The 17,170-nt window shown below is 60.3% G+C and carries 19 protein-coding genes and 3 pseudogenes; 16 read left to right on the plus strand and 6 right to left on the minus strand.

What is annotated here, in order from left to right; genetic code table 11:
• The first annotated feature begins 29 nt into the window (after nt 1-29).
• The 10 genes and pseudogenes from CSV86_RS10135 (at nt 30) to CSV86_RS10180 (ending at nt 8,645) form a co-directional block, all read left to right on the plus strand.
• Nucleotides 30-619: pseudogene (locus CSV86_RS10135) on the plus strand (tail assembly protein).
• A gap of 23 nt (nt 620-642) precedes the next feature.
• Entirely contained in the window at nt 643-1,089 is a 447-nt protein-coding gene (locus CSV86_RS10140; RefSeq protein ID WP_009395959.1) for a hypothetical protein, read from the plus strand.
• Nucleotides 1,090-1,163: 74 nt separating this feature from the next.
• Entirely contained in the window at nt 1,164-5,009 is a 3,846-nt protein-coding gene (locus CSV86_RS10145) for a TipJ family phage tail tip protein (protein ID WP_009395961.1), read from the plus strand.
• Nucleotides 5,006-5,311 (plus strand): hypothetical protein, encoded by a 306-nt coding sequence (locus tag CSV86_RS10150; RefSeq protein WP_009395963.1) that lies wholly within the window; start codon nt 5,006-5,008, stop codon nt 5,309-5,311. The genes CSV86_RS10145 and CSV86_RS10150 overlap by 4 nt, the downstream gene beginning before the upstream one ends.
• Complete coding sequence (locus CSV86_RS10155; protein ID WP_009395965.1) at nt 5,311-6,162, plus strand: hypothetical protein; 852 nt, start codon at nt 5,311-5,313, stop codon at nt 6,160-6,162. The genes CSV86_RS10150 and CSV86_RS10155 overlap by 1 nt, the downstream gene beginning before the upstream one ends.
• Before the next feature lie 9 nt (nt 6,163-6,171).
• A complete protein-coding gene (locus CSV86_RS10160) occupies nt 6,172-6,945 on the plus strand; it encodes a hypothetical protein (RefSeq protein WP_037059042.1) in 774 nt (257 codons plus the stop codon).
• Nucleotides 6,945-7,541, plus strand: a complete 597-nt coding sequence (locus CSV86_RS32705) for a tail fiber assembly protein (protein ID WP_283811562.1) — start codon at nt 6,945-6,947, stop codon at nt 7,539-7,541. The genes CSV86_RS10160 and CSV86_RS32705 overlap by 1 nt, the downstream gene beginning before the upstream one ends.
• A 57-nt stretch (nt 7,542-7,598) precedes the next feature.
• Nucleotides 7,599-8,029 (plus strand): annotated as a pseudogene (locus tag CSV86_RS33310) (lysozyme).
• The gene (locus CSV86_RS10175; protein ID WP_009396952.1) at nt 8,026-8,388 is read left to right on the plus strand and encodes a hypothetical protein; all 363 of its coding nucleotides are present in this window, start codon (nt 8,026-8,028) and stop codon (nt 8,386-8,388) included. Before CSV86_RS33310 ends, CSV86_RS10175 begins: the two are co-directional and overlap by 4 nt.
• Nucleotides 8,385-8,645 carry a hypothetical protein gene (locus CSV86_RS10180; RefSeq protein ID WP_009396953.1) on the plus strand — a complete coding sequence of 87 codons (261 nt, stop codon included), beginning with the start codon at nt 8,385-8,387 and terminating at the stop codon, nt 8,643-8,645. The genes CSV86_RS10175 and CSV86_RS10180 overlap by 4 nt, the downstream gene beginning before the upstream one ends.
• Nucleotides 8,646-8,789: 144 nt before the next feature.
• Here CSV86_RS10180 and CSV86_RS10185 read toward each other — a convergent pair whose 3' ends face one another.
• Together CSV86_RS10185 and CSV86_RS10190 are read right to left on the minus strand one after the other, a co-directional pair.
• Nucleotides 8,790-9,503 (minus strand): hypothetical protein, encoded by a 714-nt coding sequence (locus CSV86_RS10185; RefSeq protein ID WP_009396954.1) that lies wholly within the window; start codon nt 9,501-9,503, stop codon nt 8,790-8,792.
• On the minus strand, nt 9,496-10,254 hold the full coding sequence (locus tag CSV86_RS10190; protein ID WP_170394557.1) for a hypothetical protein: 759 nt from the start codon (nt 10,252-10,254) through the stop codon (nt 9,496-9,498). The genes CSV86_RS10185 and CSV86_RS10190 overlap by 8 nt, the downstream gene beginning before the upstream one ends.
• Before the next feature lie 673 nt (nt 10,255-10,927).
• Between CSV86_RS10190 and CSV86_RS10195 the strand changes: the two genes are divergently transcribed.
• Nucleotides 10,928-11,113 carry a hypothetical protein gene (locus CSV86_RS10195; protein ID WP_009396957.1) on the plus strand — a complete coding sequence of 62 codons (186 nt, stop codon included), beginning with the start codon at nt 10,928-10,930 and terminating at the stop codon, nt 11,111-11,113.
• Here CSV86_RS10195 and CSV86_RS10200 read toward each other — a convergent pair.
• The 3 genes from CSV86_RS10200 to CSV86_RS10210 form a co-directional block, all read right to left on the minus strand.
• Entirely contained in the window at nt 11,097-11,762 is a 666-nt protein-coding gene (locus tag CSV86_RS10200) for an SOS response-associated peptidase (RefSeq protein WP_009396958.1), read from the minus strand. The two genes, CSV86_RS10195 and CSV86_RS10200, sit on opposite strands and share 17 nt — an antisense overlap.
• On the minus strand, nt 11,747-12,478 hold the full coding sequence (locus CSV86_RS10205; RefSeq protein WP_158487705.1) for a hypothetical protein: 732 nt from the start codon (nt 12,476-12,478) through the stop codon (nt 11,747-11,749). Before CSV86_RS10205 ends, CSV86_RS10200 begins: the two co-directional genes overlap by 16 nt.
• Nucleotides 12,479-13,017: 539 nt before the next feature.
• Complete coding sequence (locus CSV86_RS10210; RefSeq protein WP_009396960.1) at nt 13,018-13,302, minus strand: DUF6555 family protein; 285 nt, start codon at nt 13,300-13,302, stop codon at nt 13,018-13,020.
• A 146-nt stretch (nt 13,303-13,448) separates the two neighbouring features.
• Here CSV86_RS10210 and CSV86_RS10215 point away from each other — a divergent pair, with 146 nt between their 5' ends.
• Together CSV86_RS10215 and CSV86_RS10220 are read left to right on the plus strand one after the other, a co-directional pair.
• Nucleotides 13,449-13,925: a GNAT family N-acetyltransferase gene (locus CSV86_RS10215; RefSeq protein ID WP_009396962.1), complete on the plus strand. Its 477-nt coding sequence runs from the start codon at nt 13,449-13,451 to the stop codon at nt 13,923-13,925.
• Nucleotides 13,926-13,957: 32 nt separating this feature from the next.
• On the plus strand, nt 13,958-14,137 hold the full coding sequence (locus tag CSV86_RS10220; protein WP_009396964.1) for a hypothetical protein: 180 nt from the start codon (nt 13,958-13,960) through the stop codon (nt 14,135-14,137).
• A 15-nt stretch (nt 14,138-14,152) separates the two neighbouring features.
• On the opposite strand, the gene CSV86_RS10225 is transcribed toward CSV86_RS10220, so the two are convergent.
• The gene (locus CSV86_RS10225) at nt 14,153-14,380 is read right to left on the minus strand and encodes a hypothetical protein (RefSeq protein ID WP_009396966.1); all 228 of its coding nucleotides are present in this window, start codon (nt 14,378-14,380) and stop codon (nt 14,153-14,155) included.
• 59 nt (nt 14,381-14,439) lie between these two features.
• Between CSV86_RS10225 and CSV86_RS10230 the strand changes: the two genes are divergently transcribed.
• From CSV86_RS10230 to CSV86_RS10240, 3 genes and pseudogenes are all read left to right on the plus strand, one after another.
• Entirely contained in the window at nt 14,440-15,120 is a 681-nt protein-coding gene (locus CSV86_RS10230; RefSeq protein ID WP_009396968.1) for a metallophosphoesterase, read from the plus strand.
• A gap of 140 nt (nt 15,121-15,260) precedes the next feature.
• Complete coding sequence (locus CSV86_RS10235; protein WP_009396970.1) at nt 15,261-16,235, plus strand: quinone oxidoreductase family protein; 975 nt, start codon at nt 15,261-15,263, stop codon at nt 16,233-16,235.
• A pseudogene (locus CSV86_RS10240) lies at nt 16,232-17,160 on the plus strand (LysR family transcriptional regulator). Before CSV86_RS10235 ends, CSV86_RS10240 begins: the two are co-directional and overlap by 4 nt.
• The last annotated feature ends 10 nt before the right edge of the window (nt 17,161-17,170 follow it).

Raw genomic sequence — 17,170 nt, forward strand, 5'->3', positions numbered from 1 at the left:
CGGGCGGCTTTTTCTTACCTGGAGGAAGCATGGCGGCAACTGTTGCTCACTACTCCCCGATGACCATTATCAAGCTCTCTGGATCGTTGGCGCAGAAGTTTGGCCGAACGCACCGACGGCAGATCGATAGTGGTCAGGCCTGGGAGGTTTTCAGGGCGCTGAAAGCCACGATTCAGGGCTTCGAAGCGGAGATCAGGCGCCTCGATGGACTTGGTTTGCGCTTCGCCGTGTTCCGTAATCGGAAGAACGTTGGTCTCGAGAGTTTCGAACTGGGCGGCACTCGTGAGATTCGGATCGCGCCGGTGATTGCAGGTAGCAAGCGAGGCGGGATTCTTCAGACCATCATCGGCGCGGTAATGATCGTTGTGGGAACTTATAGCGGGCAGGCCTGGGCTGTTCAGGGGGTGTGGCGCTGGTCGCTGGCGGGGTAATCCAGATGCTCAGTCCCCAGGCCAAGGGTCTCTCCCAGAGTGCCGCACCGGAGAACCTACCGAGCTACGCCTTCGGCAGCGCCAAGAACACCACTGCCAGCGGCAACCCGGTTCCAATCTGCATAGGAAAGCGCCGGTGGGGCGGGGCGATTATCAGTGCTAGTATTTACGCGGAGGATAAGTTATAGATGGAAAAAACAAGGAGGTTGCCATGCCAGGGATTGTTCAGTTTCTAGCCAAGAATGATCTATTAGAAGTCCGTCGGAATTGGCGGTTGCAGGTCACGGAAGTGCACGCCAAGGCTCTCTCGCTGACTTGGAATTACGTTTTGTTCGCTGAGTATGGGCGCTTTGTTTGCGCTGCGAAAGTTCTGAGCGTTACTAAATATCCCAATGAAGATGACTGTCGTTGGACGATTGAGTTTTCGAGTTTCAAAGAAAATCCCAGATTGAGTTTTTCGGCCGAAGGAATGGGAGGTCGGACAGAGTGGCTCGACGCTGGTAAGGACTCCGAGGTCTTTGCTCTGTTCGAGCAATCCGAACATATTCGTACGGAAGAAGACCCCAAGCTAAATATTTCGATCAATGAGGCTGTCGAGGCGCTTAGCCTCCGATATGACATTGCTGTAAGCAATATCAAGATTACGCTTCACAACTAGCGTCTCCACAATATTCGTTTGAATTGCGTTTTCACAAGCCGCCTCCGGGCGGTTTTTTTATGCCTGGAGGAAACATGGGCGCAGCACTTCAGCTCGACGTCGTCGGCGCCAAGGGCGGCGAGAGCAAGCCGAAAACCCCGGTAGAGGCACCTGACAGCCTCCGGTCCACCAACATCGCCAAGATATTGATCGCGGTGGGCGAGGGTGAGTTCGAGGGTGCGCCGACAGATCGGGATATCTACCTGGACAACACCCCGATCATGGATGCCAGCGGCAACGTGAATTTTCCGGGCGTGAAGTGGGAGTGGCGGCGTGGCTCTGTTGAGCAGGACTACATCCAGGGCATTCCCGCGATCGAAAGCGAGACCACCACCAACGTCGAACTACGCAGCGACAACCCGTTCGTGCGCTCGCTGAGCAACACCCAGCTCTCCGCCGTGCGCCTGCGCTTCTCTTGGCCGCGCCTGGCCAGCCAGGACAATGCGGGCAACACCAACGGCTATCGCATCGACTACGCGATTGACGTGGCCACCGACGGCGGTCCCTATGTTGAGGCCCAGCCTGGCGCTGTGGACGGCAAGACCACCAGCGGTTATCAGCGCTCTGTGCGTGTTGACCTGCCAGCGGCGACCTCGGGCTGGCTGCTTCGCGTTCGTCGCCTGACGCCGAATAGCGGCAGTGACCGTGTCGCAGACACAATGATGATCGCCGGCTACACCGAGATCATCGACCAGAAGCTGCGTTACCCGAACACCGCGCTGCTCTACATCGAGTTCGATGCCCAGCAGTTCCAGAACATCCCGTCCGTCACAGTCGATTGCAAAGCCCGGCGCTGGCCGGTGCCGAGTAACTACGATCCGGAAACCCGGGCCTATACCGGGATCTGGGACGGAACCTTCAAGCAGGCCTGGACCAACAATCCGGTGTGGGCGACCTACGGGATCTGCGTCGAAGACCGTTTCGGCCTGGGCAAGCGCATCCAGAGCTGGATGGTGGACAAGTGGGAGATGTACCGCATCGCCCAGTATTGTGACCAGCTTGTGCCCGACGGCGTTGGCGGCATGGAGCCTCGCTATCTCTGTGATCTGAACCTGCAGGGCAAGGCCGAGGCCTGGACACTGTTGCGCGACCTGTCCGCGATCTATCGCGGGATGGTGTACTGGGCCCAGGGCGCACTGATCATGCAGGCTGACATGCCCCGGGCGCAGGACATCGACTATGTCTTCACGCGTGCGAACGTCATCGACGGCGACTTCGTGTACGGCGGAGCCGAGCGCGGCACGCACTACAGTCGTGCCCTGGTCAGCTACGACAACCCGGCGAACAACTACGACACCGACGTCATCCCGGTCACTGACCTGGCGCTGCAGCGCCGGTACAGGGATCGGCCTATCGAGCTATCAGCGATCGGCTGCACCCGGGCCAGTGAGGCCCAGCGGCGCGGTAAGTGGGCGCTGCTGAGTAACAACCAGGACCGCACCGTCACGTTCAAGACCGGTATGGAGGGCGCCAACGTGCTGCCTGGCTACGTCATTCCGGTTGCCGACGAACTCGTCGCCGGTAGGCCGAACGGCGGCAGGATCTCGGCCGTCGCCGGGCGCACGGTGACGCTCGACCGCGATACGCCCATCAAGCCTGGCGATCGGCTGATTGTGAACCTTCCCAATGGCACGGCCCAGGGCCGAACCGTTGAGTCGGTGGCGGGCCGTGCCGTGACGGTGACTGTCGCCTATGCGCTCCAGCCTGAGCCGCAGCTTCAATGGGCGATCGACTACGAGGACCTGGCCGTCCAGCTGTTCCGGGTGCTGAAGCGCACCCGCACCACGGAAGGCGAGTACGAGTTCACTGCGCTGGAGTTCAACCCCAGCAAGTTCGCTGCTATCGACACCGGTGCGAAGCTTGACGAGCGGCCGATCAGCGTCATTCCGGTGACCACGGTACCGCCACCGGCGAGTGTGAGCCTGTCGTCCGGCTACGCGGTTGACCAGGGTATCGCTGTCAGCACCATGACGATCGCCTGGCCTGCTGTGGAGGGCGCCGTCGCGTACGACGTTGAGTGGCGCAAGGACAATGGGAACTGGGTCCGCCTGCAGCGCAGCGGCACCACGAGTGTTGATGTGACTGGGATCTACGCTGGCGCATACCTGGCCCGCGTACGTTCTGTGAGCGGCTTCGACATCACATCGATCTGGCGCAACTCGGCGCTGACAGAGCTGAAAGGCAAGGAGGGCCTGCCGCCGGCAGTGGCGTTCCTGCAAACCACCCCTCTGGTCTATGGCACTCGCCTGGCCTGGGGCTTCCCCGCCGGCGCAGAAGACGCACAGCGCACCGAGATCTGGCAGAGCCAGACGACCAGTCGTGACGACGCTATCAAGCTGGGTGATTACGCATATCCGCAAGCTGAGCATGAGCTGCACGGCCTAGTGCCAGGCGCGTCGTTTTTCTATTGGGCGCGCCTCATCGACCGGTCCGGCAACATCGGCCCGTGGTATCCCGCGGGCGTTGGCGTCAACGGGCAGTCGAGCAGCAACGCCGCTGAATACGAGGAGTACTTCAAAGGGCAGATCCGCGAGAGCTCGTTGTACCAGTCCCTGCGTGAAGAGATCGAAAAGATCTCCGGGGAGGGCCCTGGCTCTGTCAACGATCGGCTTGATGAAGCGAAGGAAGAGCTGTACGAACGGATCAATGAGCTGACAGATGCTCTGGCGTATGACGAGACCAAGGCCTACGCCATTGGCGACGTAGTGCGCATGGGCCAGCGACTGTTCCAGGCCCGCGCGGCGGTACCTGCCGGCGCTGCACCGCCGGACCCTACCTATTGGGTGGATGTTGGCTCTATCGCCGAGACGGTTGACGCCATGGCGCTGCAGATTCAAACCCACACCGCCGCTATCGAGGAGCTCGACGGTCGGGTCACCGCATCAGCCAGCCAGTTGACTGCTCTACAGGCCGCATGGCGTGATGACACCGGGGAGGGCGACCTAAACGACGCACTCGACGGCTGGCAGAGCAAGGCTCGGTTCGCAGACGAAGTCCGCACGCGGGCGTCGCAGAACGAAGCTGTTGTTGCACGCCTGACGTCGCTCGATGCCGAGGTCGCCGGGAACAAGGCTGGCATCACCTCGCTCGAGCAAGTTGTTGCGACGAACGAGCAGGCGAGTGCAAGCCGTATCGATCAGTTGAAAACCGAGGTTGATGGCAACACGTCGCATATCCAGCAGGTCAGCGAGTCGCTTTCCAACACTGACAAAGCTGTTGCATCGCTCGCGACATCAGTCGAGGCGGTGTACACCGCTGGACGCGATGACAGCGGGGAGGGCGACTTGAACGGCGCACTCGACGCTTGGCAGACAAAAGCCAAATTCGCGACCGAGGTGCGCACGCTCGCCAGTGCAGACGAAGCCTTGGCGAGGAAGTCCGAGACCCTGGAAGCATCGCTCAGCGACACTCGATCGTCAGTGCAGCAGGTCAGTGAAGCCGTGGTCGGCTTGGATGGCCGGGTGCGCGCGCAGACAACCATCAAGGCGCAAACCATCGTTGGCGGTCGGAAGGTGATGGCTGGCTTGTCGGTCGGCGTCGATGGCGATACGTCTGAGATCCTGGCTTTCGCTCAGCGCTTCGCGATCGTCGATGAATCCAGTGGGCAGATGGTGTTGCCGTTCGTTGTGCAGGGCGGCCAGGTCTTCATCAACACAGCGATCATCAATACAGCGGTCATTCAGCAGATCGTGGCCGGCATGTCGATCGTGTCAGAGTCGAAGGATTCGCAAGGAATGCCGTTGCTTGAGTTGAACTTCAAAACCGGCAGGGTCGTGATACGGGGGCAGGATGCCAACGGCTCGACGTTGATCACCAATGGCCAAGTCAACACCTACTACAACAGCGGTAATCCGGCAACGAAGATGGGGATCGGTATATGAGTACCGGTTTTCTTGCTTTCTCGGAGAGCGGTCAGGTCGTGACCGACATGACGGTCCTGATCAGTCAGATGCAGGGAAGCATCGTGACCGCTGCGACAAATGGAAGCGCCACGTTGCCGCCGGTACCGGCAGGTCGGCAGCGGTTCTACATGGTCGTGCCGCTGGTCGATCTGAATCGGGAGAAAGGCAAGCGGCCAGGCGTAAGCATTTCGGGAAACACCATGTCATGGGCGTATTCCTACAGCACAAGTGGCTGGGGCTACTTTTCGGCTAACTGTCGCATCTACTATGGGTACTACTGATGCCTGGAAAGTTTGTTGCATATAGACAGCAGGACCAGCAGCTACTGTTTGATACGGATCTGATTTCATATGGGCTGAGAAAGAGCGGGTACTTACAGTTCGTCGGTAATTGGCCGCAAAAGTATCTACGCAGTGCAAACCTTGACCCAAATAACGGTGCCAATTGGGCGGATGACACTGCTCCTCGGGAGCCCATATATGGAATCTCGCTAAGCAAGTGGTCTTCACCCATAGCGTTCCTTGTGGGGGACGGCAGTCCGTGCGGGGAGATGCTGGTTGATGGGCAAAAGACACTGCTTTTCGTTGGGGCTTCAACTTCAACGAAAGCGTATGTCTTCGACTTGATGTCTGATGCCGGGCCAATCAATGGGTTGAAGTGCTTCAAGGAGAACCCATGGGAGCTCACGTTCAACTCCGCCCAGGCGCCGTTGAACATCATTGCCTCTGTAGAGGCTCCTCCGCCCGGCGCGATATTTGCCAACGATGTCAGATACACGGCATATGCCGGCGGCTACAACCAGATGATCGGAAATAACGGTGGCGCAACGTACAACCAGATGAAGTCGTGCGTAGATGTGCCGGTCACTGGTGGCGAGCTAGCGGCGTCGATCACATTCACCAGGTCTGCTTTATGCAACGGCTCCGCAGCTGGGTACGGCGGCTTAGAGTATGGGTGCCAAGAGGGTGCCGGCGGCTACGTAGGCGGGGTCCGATTTATCTTCACTGTTGCGGCGGCAACAACAAGAACATCGGTCGGTAGCTCACCGATAAACTATTGGCGCGCTGTTCCTGCGCTCCTTCCTCGCGCACTTGTTATCAGGACATCCGGTCTTCCCTTTCCATTGAACTAAGGAACTTCTATGCCTTGGTATAAAACAGGCACAGTTGCAATTGCTTCTGGCCAAACCACCGTAACTGGTACTAATACTAACTTCTCCGCGAATAGCCGAGTTGGCGACGCGTTCCTGGGGCCAGATGGCCGCTGGTATGAGGTTGTGAATATTGCCAGTGATTTGGTGCTTTCGATTCTGCCGGCATACCAGGGAGCGACAGTCACGGCTGGAAGCTATGCGCTGGCCCCAATGGAGGGATACGTTAAAGAGTCCGCAGACCGGCTACGCCAGATCGTCGATCAATGGGGCGCGACGCTTGCCGGCCTTGGAGATGTTGCAAGCCAGGACATCGTCCCGGTTGCCATGGGCGGCACAGGCGGAGCAACGGCAGCAGCAGGCCGGGCAGGCCTCGGCCTGAAGAGTGCCGCCGTGGCTGATGTTGTCGGTACAGTCGCTGCCGGCGCGATTATCGAGCGCGGCTCGAATTCGAGCGGCAGTTACACAAAGTACCTCGATGGATCGCTGACATGCTGGTGCACGCGACGTGTGCCGAAGACGATGAACGCCTCCTCCGGCGCATTGTTCTTCAGTGCTATCGAAGCGGCGGTCGCCTACCCAGCGCCGTTCTCTGAGACACCCACAGTCAGCATCACTGCAACAGGCGAGTTCGAGTGCTTCACCGTACCTGCCGGGCTCTCAAATCAGTCGAGCTGGCCAGGCGTTTACATCGCAAGCCAAATCGCGCGATCGACGGCAGCGACAATCGATATCTGCTATAAGGCCCAAGGGAGGTGGAAATAATGCGCATCAAGTTCAGTCCCCAGCGCCGCGATGATCAGTTGAGCGTGACCCGAGGCGGTGATGCGCTCACCGTCAACGGAGTGAAGTTCGACTTCGGTAATCTGCCGCTCGGTGCAACGCTGCCCGCCGGCGCTGCCGACTGCCCCTGGATCTTCGGTGACATCGAAAAAACTGCTGAGGGCGTGCAGGTGACGATACTCCTTCCGCATGCCGCCGACGCCCCCGAATCTGCTCGCTTCCCGCGCGACATCGTCAACCCGGCCGACGGCCCGATCCTGCTGCCCGGCACCACGGCTCAGGTTTATGCATCTTCGGTACCAGGTGTCATCGATTGGTCTCAGATGATTACCGCCGAGATGAAGGCCGAGGCAGACGCTGCGCGCCACCTTGCCGCCGTAGTCGCCGATACCGCATCGCGCCGCGCCGCGGCAGACAGCTCGATTGCTCCGCTCCAGGACGCTGTTGATCTCGACGAAGCCACTGAGGCCGAAGCTGCGCTATTGAAAGAGTGGAAGCGCTACCGCGTGGCGCTCAACCGTCTGCCCGAGCAGCCAGGCTACCCGAACAGCATCGACTGGCCCGCGCCGCCGGCCTGATTCGCACCGTGCCCACCAGCCGCCCATGAGGCGGTATTTTTTTGCTTGGAGAAAACCATGCGTACATCGCAACGCGGCTTGAACTTGATCAAGTCATTCGAGGGCCTGCGCCTGCAAGCGTACCAAGACTCGGTCGGCGTCTGGACGATCGGCTACGGCGCGACCCGGGGCGTGAAGCCCGGCATGACGATCACCAAGGACCAGGCCGAGCGGATGCTGCTGAACGACGTCCAGCGCTTCGAGCCGGAAGTGCAGCGCCTGGTCACTGCAAAACTGAACCAGAACCAGTGGGATGCCCTGGTCTGCTTCACCTACAACCTGGGTGCGGCAAACCTGGAGTCTTCGACGCTCCGGCGCCTGTTGAACGCGGGGACTATGCAGGCGCGGCCGATCAGTTCCCGCGTTGGAACAAGGCTGGCGGCAAGGTTCTCGCGGGTCTGGTACGTCGCCGCGCCGCGGAGCGCGATCTGTTCCTGGGGGCGGCATGAGTGCCTGGGCGCTGCGCCTGACCGCCGCCGGCCTACTGATCCTTCTCGGCATGGCCGTCGGCAGCTGGGCCACAACCGGCCACTTCCGCCCGCTGCTCGACGCCGAGCAGGAGCAGGCGACCACTTGCAAATCTGCCCGGGACAACCTCGCCGGCCTGGCTGCGGAGCAGGGCAAGGCCCTGGGCGACCTGGCCCTGGCCGCAAACGAACGTCAGGCTGCCGCCGAGCAGGCAGTGAGAGAAGCCAAGGTCAGTGCGGAACTCGACTACGCCGCGGCGAATCGGCTGCAGCAGGAGCGCACCGGTGGCGAGCAGTGCGCGGCGGCCACGTCGATCATCGACCAGGAGCTTGGGCTATGAGAGGACTGTTGATCCTCGGCGGGCTGGCGCTCGCCGGCTGCGCAGGCCAGGTCGAGCCGCAGGTGCAATACCTGCGCGTCGAGGTGCCGGTACAGGTACCGTGTCGGGCGCCAGAGGTGGCGGTGCCGGTATGGGCGGCTGCCGGTTTACACAAGAACGACAGCCTGGAGGTGAAGGTGAGGGCGCTGGTGGCTGAGCGCCGGCAGCGAATGGGATACGAAAAGCAACTGAGGGTTGCGGTGGGCTCGTGTCGTTGACTAGTTAGTAGCGCCGGAGGTGGAATAGCAAACTCATGGTATAGCGAGAAACTACGGAAATCGCGCCCGACTTCGCTCGAGCGAATGAGCTTTTCGAGCTTGTTTCGACGCAGCATGGATGAACCTGTGTGTTTTTTCCGAGGCCTAAAACAGGGGAGAGTTAGACTGCGGAATGACTAGAGACTTAGTATTTCCGGCAGTGTCCCGGAATTCTATCCGGTATTCGAAGTTCTTCAAGGTGGTGACGCCGGTTGTCAGTTGGACATCCAGATAATCGGAGTAATATGTGGTAAATCTCATCACTGGCGAACTGGCGTCGCTCACAAATGCTTGCGTGCAGTCCAGACGAGTCAGCTTGCCGGGGAGCCCCGCAAAATATGTGCTCGCCTGCTTCGAATCACCCCGCGTACAAGAGCGGATGCTGGCCATGGAACCGAAACTGTTCCCCGCAGAATCGGTGAGTTCCCCCATTTCTTTGAGCGCCACCTGGGCGGGCGGCCAAGTAGCGTCGTGACCTTTTTCGCTGTAGGAAATGGACTGCAGCTTGGCGCTGGATGTGACAGCGCTCATTCCGTGATAAATGATCACTGCGATATTGGCAGGATCATTCAGCCGACGCTGGACCAAAAATCCTTGCTCCACGGTTTGCCGGTCCGTATAGCGCGTGCCATTCGCGTCAAAGGACGTCGTGACGGCAATGAGAGCCGGGGAGGGAAAGCCCACAGCGGGATCATTTTCCAGTTGCCGCTGCAGTTCGCTACCGATCGCGATCTGCTGGGCCACGGGCCAGTTACGAGGCGAGGCGTCGGCGAGTGTGGCGACGCCGATCAACAGTACGGGAATAAATTTACTATTCATTGGCGCATACCTCGCATTTGTCCACGATGAAATTGTCTTGGGACAGTTTCTTAAGGCTGGCCGAGTGCTCGATAACTCTGGATTGATGATTGAACAGGGTGAAGTGCGGTGTAGAGTCGATGTAGTAACTGACTTTCGAGCAAGTATCGGCGTTCGACCACACCTCATAATCTGCGCCCGCCGAGCGGTTCTTCAGAAATTTTATTTGAGCAAGACACCTGCCGACGATCTTTCGGCAATCGCAACTCTTATCGGGAGTGTTGCTGCGCTCTGCCGCAGCGCGTGCCTCCCAGTTCTGGGACTCATCGAAATTCGCATCAAGGCCGTCGAAGGCCGCCTTGCCTTCAGCGTTTTTCCTGGCTTGGCTTTCTTCCCATGCACGCCTCGCTTCCTCGGCTTGACGTTGCAGTTCCTCCTGTTCAGCACTTCGGCGCGCGGCCCTATCGCTTTCAAAGGCTTTCAGCGCCGACCCGGCTGCTTCCAGGGCATTCTGGTATTGGCTGGTAGAGTTTCCTGGCATCCTTCCATCAGCCTCCATACCGCAGTCGGCATCACCGCAACTTGCCGCCAGACCGAGGCTCCACGGATAAGAAGGAGAAAAGCGCAAATAAAGCCATGCAAATTGGTCTTGTTCATGATCGTTCAGATAGCGCTGCGGGATTCGAAACATTTTAGCAGTACTTGGCAGATCGCCACTAGGCGCGGTGGAAAATGGTTTGGCTAGGAACTGCATAGAGTGGGGTAGCAGCAAGCGTCGCCTGCACGGTAAGCGTGGGCTGAAGCACCGTTTACGATGAACACGGCCGTGACTTCGCCGGCTCCAGCGTATCGAGGCTCATCACACGCCTGCTAATCGGTGCGTAGCGTATGCTTAGAGCTGCGTAGCAAAGTGTGATTGCAGGACGCTTACTCTTGATTAAGCTATGCATGATTTGTACCTCGCCCCCAACGTGTAAAGCGGTGACATCACTCCAAGCGGAGATGGTGGCCCCCCATTGATTTCTGTTTGCTATGTTGTGCGCCTCAGGGAAGCGGTGGATACGTCAAATGCCCCTTAGATACGACGAAAATCAGCTTAGAAGGCTGGATGAACTGGTAGAGGCATATCCTGTGATGGGGATGCTTGCAGGCAATATTGCAGAAGCTGTTGATGAGCACGCGTTCTTTAACCCCAACTCGCGCAAACAATTCTGCTCGAAAAATTGTACAAGTTCGGTGACTACGGTGCGGAGGCAGCCGACTCTCTTATCAAAACTCTATTGGATTTGGAGCGCCTCGGCGGCCTGTCGCATTCCGCCACCCAAGATTTCATCTCCCAAATAACCGTCTTAATCGCCCGATAAATGTGAGAGTGAGTAAATGGCGCCAAGCGCCTATACTGTGCAGGCGTCTTACGTGGTTGCGCAGTAATGGGGGCTTCTCGTATGTTTAAGGACGAAGAACGCTTGCTGGAGCGAGCAATCCAAGCGGTTCGCCGGTTCCATGAGGCACGCGACTATTCAGCTCCGCGTGAGGAGGTAGAGCGCCTTAAAGATGAAGCAGAAGCGATGATGAAGGAACTCAGCGCCTTCCAGATGGATGCACTGGAACGGATCATTCCAAAGGCCTGATCAGCTCCTGGCCTTGGTTGCGGACGTTGCCCACAGCGCTGCTCACGCGATACCACTCAAACTCTGCCGGGCCTTCGCCGAGACTAAGAGCAAGCTGCTCGGCTTGCTCCTTCGGAAGTGCAGGGTCAACCCATTGGCGAGCCAGGCTGGGCGACAACACAACTGGCCTTCGATCATGCACGTCTACCATTCCGCCTTTGGCGTCGGCTGTGATGATCACGAAACCGTCGTGCTCGTTGCTGGCGAATTGCCCGATGCTGGCGCACAGCGACGGCTGGCCATCGCGCCTCCGGATGTAGTAGGGCTGCTTCTTCGGCCCTCCTTCATCGACCCATTCATACCACCCATCGATCGGTGTCACCGCTCGATGCGGCCAGATAGCGCGAAAGAACGCTCCGTGCCCTACCTTCTCTACGCGCGCATTGATCGGCGCGGCTCGATCAGCGGCCCAGTGCGGTCGCCATCCCCACTTCACCAGGTCCGCCCGGAGCCCGCCTCCTTCTTCTCGAAGCACAACCACCGGCGTCGTCGGCGCGACGTTGTAGCGACCCAGCTGTTGATCGCCGACTGTGTTGACCTTGAGGTTGGACGACCCCAGAGCATCGACGAAGTCGTGGACACCACGGTATTGCGTCAGTCTTCCGCACATTCTTTCGGATCTCCCAGGTCGCGCGGTATGAAGCCAAGTCCATTGCACTGAGCGCACTCATCACGCCGGGCAAATGTGTCTCCACATAGTGGGCAGCAGGCATAGGGTGAATATCTCACTCGATCCCTTAGTATTCGGTACCGACCCCAGTTCTGGTTTTCAAATTCGGCCTGAGCCAAGTCCACGAGCGCTCTATAACCGTCTGCATCTGTGACCCCTACAAGCCACCCTGAATCAGTCGCTCTGGATGTCTCGATCAACTGAAACCAGCCGCTCTGTGTGCTCAGGCGCAGCCCTTCAATGACACCAATCTCGCTTGCGCCTCCGTAGGTCTTGATCGATATCCTGCCGTTCTCCTCTACAACACGGCCGTCGTAGAGAAAGTGGGCTCTCCTGATTTCTTCATAGTAGTTGCCCTGGATGATATGGGCGGTCCGTCGGCGGCATCCATCCGGCACTACGTTATAGCTGGAGGCCTTGCAATACAGCTCATGGCTGAACTGCTCTTCAAGCGCGGCGCTGTATGCGCCCTGGGCAAGCTCGCGAAGGTCATGGATCTCCAGTTGATCGAACGCTCCAGTCGTTTCCATCTGGGCGAGGCGCCATTGCATCAGCAATAGATAGTTTTCCGGATTGCTCAGGCGCAGGTGTTCGTTGCGCAGCTCGGCGGTCCATTCGGCGAGCATGCTGTCTTTGTTGGGATTGTGGTTTGTCATTGCCGGATCGGATTATTTATATGTATGGATATACAGTATCCGATTGGGTGACGCTGGAGCGAGCGCCGGGCGACGAGGTGTGCATCGGGAGGGAGGATTTGTTCGGCAGAACGCCGGGGGAGGGGAGCGGTGTTCATGCCCCCCTATGCACAGTCGGCATGGGGAGGCAATTAATGGTGCCGGACCAGTTCTCGGACCAAACCATGTGTTTTGGCGGGGTTTCGTGCGGTGTCGACAGGTGTTTCGCCCAGCATTATCTACTCATGAAACCCGAGCAGGCCCCAATCAGAACTGCATGGTGATATTGGCTGTTGAAATCAAAGTGCTTACCTATCAGTAACTGGGGTGACGCCTTGCAGCCCGGGCAGACGCATTCGTCCGCCGTGCGCCGGAGGCACGTCAGGACCGGGCTGTCGAGGAGGTGAAGGCGGGGGTAGGGCCGGATTTTGGCGCGCATTGTCGCACAGCTTGCAGGGGAGTTGCATGACGGTGTTGCGTGACCGTTCGCAATCGCCGGCTGGCCTCGGCTTCAAGGACGGTCATTCGATCTGCTTGACCAGCAACCGGCCTTCGTCGAGCCGGGCCCGCTCGCTCCACGAGACGATATGGCTCGCCTTGTTCCAGCGCACCTTGCTGATCCCGCTTGCCCCGGCCGTGGCCATCGCTTCGTCGATGCAGCGCAAGCCCACGGTCGCCCCGGCGCAGGTACCGTCGATCAGCAAGGCGGTCTTCCAGGCTTCCAGCCAGTTCATGCCGCTGTGGTTGGTCACCACGACTTTCTTCAGGCCGTTCTTTACATAGTGGATTTCGTACTTGTCCTGCATATCCCTTCCATGGGCCTTTCGCGCAAGGGCTTACTTTAACCTCGTGGCAGTCGGAATAGAGCGCTCAGGGTGAAAAATGCCAGCATCGTTTACAGTCCCGGCACCCTGTAGTTAACTGGACAACCGATCTGCCGAGAAAAACGACCGTGCCCCTGCATTTCCGGCCTGTCCAGGCCAGCGACATCCCGATCATCTGTGGTTTTGCCCAGTCTGCCGATGAGGCATTTTTCTTCTTCCCCAGATGCACCTGGCCCCTGACCTGCGAGCAATTGTCCACGGCGATCGCCCAGCGCAGCGATTCCAGCGTGGTGGTCGAGGGGGACGAGGTACTGGCGTTCGCCAACTTCTACCAGTGGGAGCAGGGCGGTACCTGTTCGCTGGGCAATGTACTGGTGGCGCCTGCTGCCCGGGGCCGTGGCGTGGCGCGCTACCTGGTCGGGCAGATGATGGAGGTGGCGCGCAGCCGTCATCAGGCCCGTGAAATGAAAGTGTCGTGCTTCAATCACAACACTGCCGGCCTGTTGCTATACCCGAAGCTTGGCTTCGTACCCTTCGGCATCGAGGAGCGCCCGGACCAGGACGGTCGCCGTGTCGCCCTGGTGCAGATGCGCCAGGCGCTTTGATCGCCATGATCCAACACCCGGGAAACAGCCCCATGCATGATGAAGACGAACTCCATGAGCCGGAACACGACCACCTGCTCGATCACGAATTCCACGACCACGAGGAAGGCGAGGCATACGCCGACCCGATGTTCGATGACGTCGATGACGACGAGGAGTATGGCCTGGATGTGCTGGACGACGAGGACCACGAAGATCATCTGGACGATTGATCCGCGGCGCCCGGCTTAATGGCGGAAGCGCGGTAGCGGCCTGTCGAGGGCGAGGGTGGTGAGGGTACGTTTCACCAGCACTTCATCCGCTTCCACCGCCCGCAGGCTCTCGCGGATCCTGCCCGCGGCGGGCAGGTCGCCCTGGCTGTCGATCCAGTCGGCGATGTCCTTGCAGGCGCTGGCCAGGCGCTCCTGGCGATGGTTGATGAGGGTGAGCAGGGTTTGGATGTCTTTGTCGGACATGACTCGTTCCTCCTGTAAGCGATTTCAGTGTAGCAGCGCCATGGAACCGGAGTGGTGATATGAGCAGGGTGATTCGACTAAGCCGCAACCTTGAAGGCCGCGATCTGGCGGTGGGCGATGTCCATGGGCATTTTTCCCGTTTGCGCGAGGCGCTGGAGCGGGTTGCGTTCGACCCGCTACGGGACCGCCTGTTGAGCGTCGGCGACCTGGTGGACCGCGGCCCGGAGTGCGAAGAAGCCCTCGACTGGCTGGCCCAGCCGTGGTTTTACGCGGTGCAGGGCAATCACGAAGCCTTGGCGATTTCCCACGTACGTGGCGAGTGGCTGGACTACCGCCTGTACCTCGCTGCGGGTGGCGGCTGGTTTCTCGATCTCGGGCAAGCCGAGCAACTGCGCTTTGCCGAAGCCTTCGAACAACTGCCCCTGGCCCTTGAGGTGGAGACGGCGCTGGGCCCGGTCGGTTTATTGCACGCCGATTGCCCGCAGCTGCGCTGGCGTGATCTGCTGCCTTTGCTCGAGCAATCCGCGGTTCCGGAGAAGATCCGCGAGGTCTGCCAATGGTCGCGGCTGCGCTTGAAGGAAGAGAACACCCGCGGCGTCGATGATCTGCGCGCGCTGCTGGTCGGGCATACGCCGGTGCCGGACGTCAAGGTGCTGGGGAATGTCTGGCATATCGATACCGGTGGCTGGTCCAAGGGCCATTTCACTTTGCTGGACCTGGCGACCCTGATGCCTGCCTAGCCTGTACGGCGCCTCCACACGGCAAATTGCTGCAAGTTATGCAGGAATGAAGTGCAGTTTCACGGTCTTGTTGCCCGGTGAGGCAGTTTTCATACTCCGGCCATCGACGACAGTTGCCTGGACAGGCAAGGAGAACCGCAATGCCTCACGCAATACGTTTCAGCCAGCCTGGTGCCCCGGATGTTCTTGAACTGCATGAAGTGGCGGAGTCGGCACCAGGTCCCGGCGAGGTATGGCTGGAGCAGGAGGCCATCGGCGTCAACTATCTGGATGTCACCCAGCGCAAGGGTGCGGTACCCGTGCCGCTGCCAGGCGGGCTCGGGCTGGAAGGCGCGGGCCGGGTCGTGCGGGTCGGGGCAGGGGTGGACAACGTCGCGGTGGGCGATCGGGTCGCCTACGCCACCGGTCCCTTGGGCGGTTACGCCAGCGCCCGGCTGTTTCCCGCCGAGCGCCTGGTCAAACTGCCGGACTCGGTCAGCTTCGATGATGCCGCAGCCGTGCTGTTCAAAGGCATCACTGCCCAGTACCTGCTCACGTCCACCTACGCCGTAGGGCCGGGAACCACGCTGTTGCTCTACGGCGTCGCCGGTGGGCTGGGTTCGCTCATGGCGCCCTGGGCCAAGGCTCTGGGCGCCCGGGTGATCGGCGTGGTTTCGCGTTCTTCCAGCGTCGACAAGGCCCGTGCCCTCGGTTGCGATGAGGTCCTGGTTTTCGATCCGCAAACCCTGGCAGGCGATGTCGCGCGCATCACCCACGGACGCAAGGTGGACGTGGTCTACGACCCGATAGGCCGTCTCTCCTTCGAGGCCTCCCTCGACAGCCTGCGCCCGCGCGGCCTGATGGTCTCCTTCGGCGCTTCCAGCGGTGCTCCGGCGCCGCTGGAAATGGCCACCCTCAACGGCAAGGGCTCGCTGTTCATCACCCGGCCGTCGCTGGCCGCCCATACCGCCACGGCCGAGGAATACCAGGCCCGCGCCGCCGACGTGCTGGCCGCTCTCGAGGCGGGTATCATCAGCCCGCGCATCTGGGCCCGCCATCGGCTGGCCGATGCCGCCCAGGCCCACGCCGACCTGGAATCCGGCCGATCCTCGGGAGCGATCATTCTCACGCCATGAACGTCGATTTGCTGGACAACCCGCACAGCGATGAAATCGCCGCGTTCCTTGCCGTTGCTGCGCAAGGTTCCTTCGTTGGCGCCGGGCGCCTGCTGGAGCGCCATCCGTCGTTGATCTCCAAGCGCGTGGCGGCGATGGAAAAGCGCCTCGGCGTGCGCCTGATCGAGCGCTCGACCCGCCAGGTGCGGGTCACGCCGACCGGCGAAAAACTCGAACAGCGCCTGCGCGCCGCCCTCGGCATGATCGCCGAAGCCGAGCAACAGGCCATTTCCGGTGCCGCCGAGGTGCGCGGAGTATTGCGCCTGGCCCTGCCGGCAGCCATGGGGCGCCTGTGCATCGGGCCCATGCTGCCGGAGTTTCTCGAGGCCTGGCCGCAGGTGTCCATCGTCGCCGACTACAGCGAACGTCTGGTGGACATCATCGAGGAGGGCTTCGACGTCGCCATTCGCATCGGTGAGCTGGAAGACAACCGCCTGATCGCCCGAAAACTCTGCGATCACCGGCGGATTCTCTGCGCGTCGCCGGAGTACCTGCAGCGCCGCGGCACACCCCAGCGACCGCAGGACCTCGGCGAGCACAACTGCCTGCGTTTCAGCGGCCTGGCTTCCTTTCCGCAATGGCGGCTGTATGCGGGCAGCGAACAATGCACGGTGACGCCCAAGGGCAACCTCACCGCCAACGACAGCGAATCGCTGCTCGCTGCCGCCCGCAGCGGTGCCGGGATCCTCGGCGCGGGGAATGGCTGATGAGCCGTGACCTGGCAGCGGGGCGGCTGGTACAGGTGTTGCCGCAATGGCAACTGGACCCGACGGGCGGGGTCTACCTGGTACGGCCCTCGGCGCGTTTTCCGGCGGCGACGGTGCTGGCGTTCAAACAGTGGATCGAGGGGCGGTTCGAGCCAGTTGCGCCCTGGCTCAAGGCGTGATGGCCCTATC

It is taken from the genome of Pseudomonas bharatica CSV86, assembly GCF_000319305.2.
GTDB lineage: Bacteria > Pseudomonadota > Gammaproteobacteria > Pseudomonadales > Pseudomonadaceae > Aquipseudomonas > Aquipseudomonas bharatica.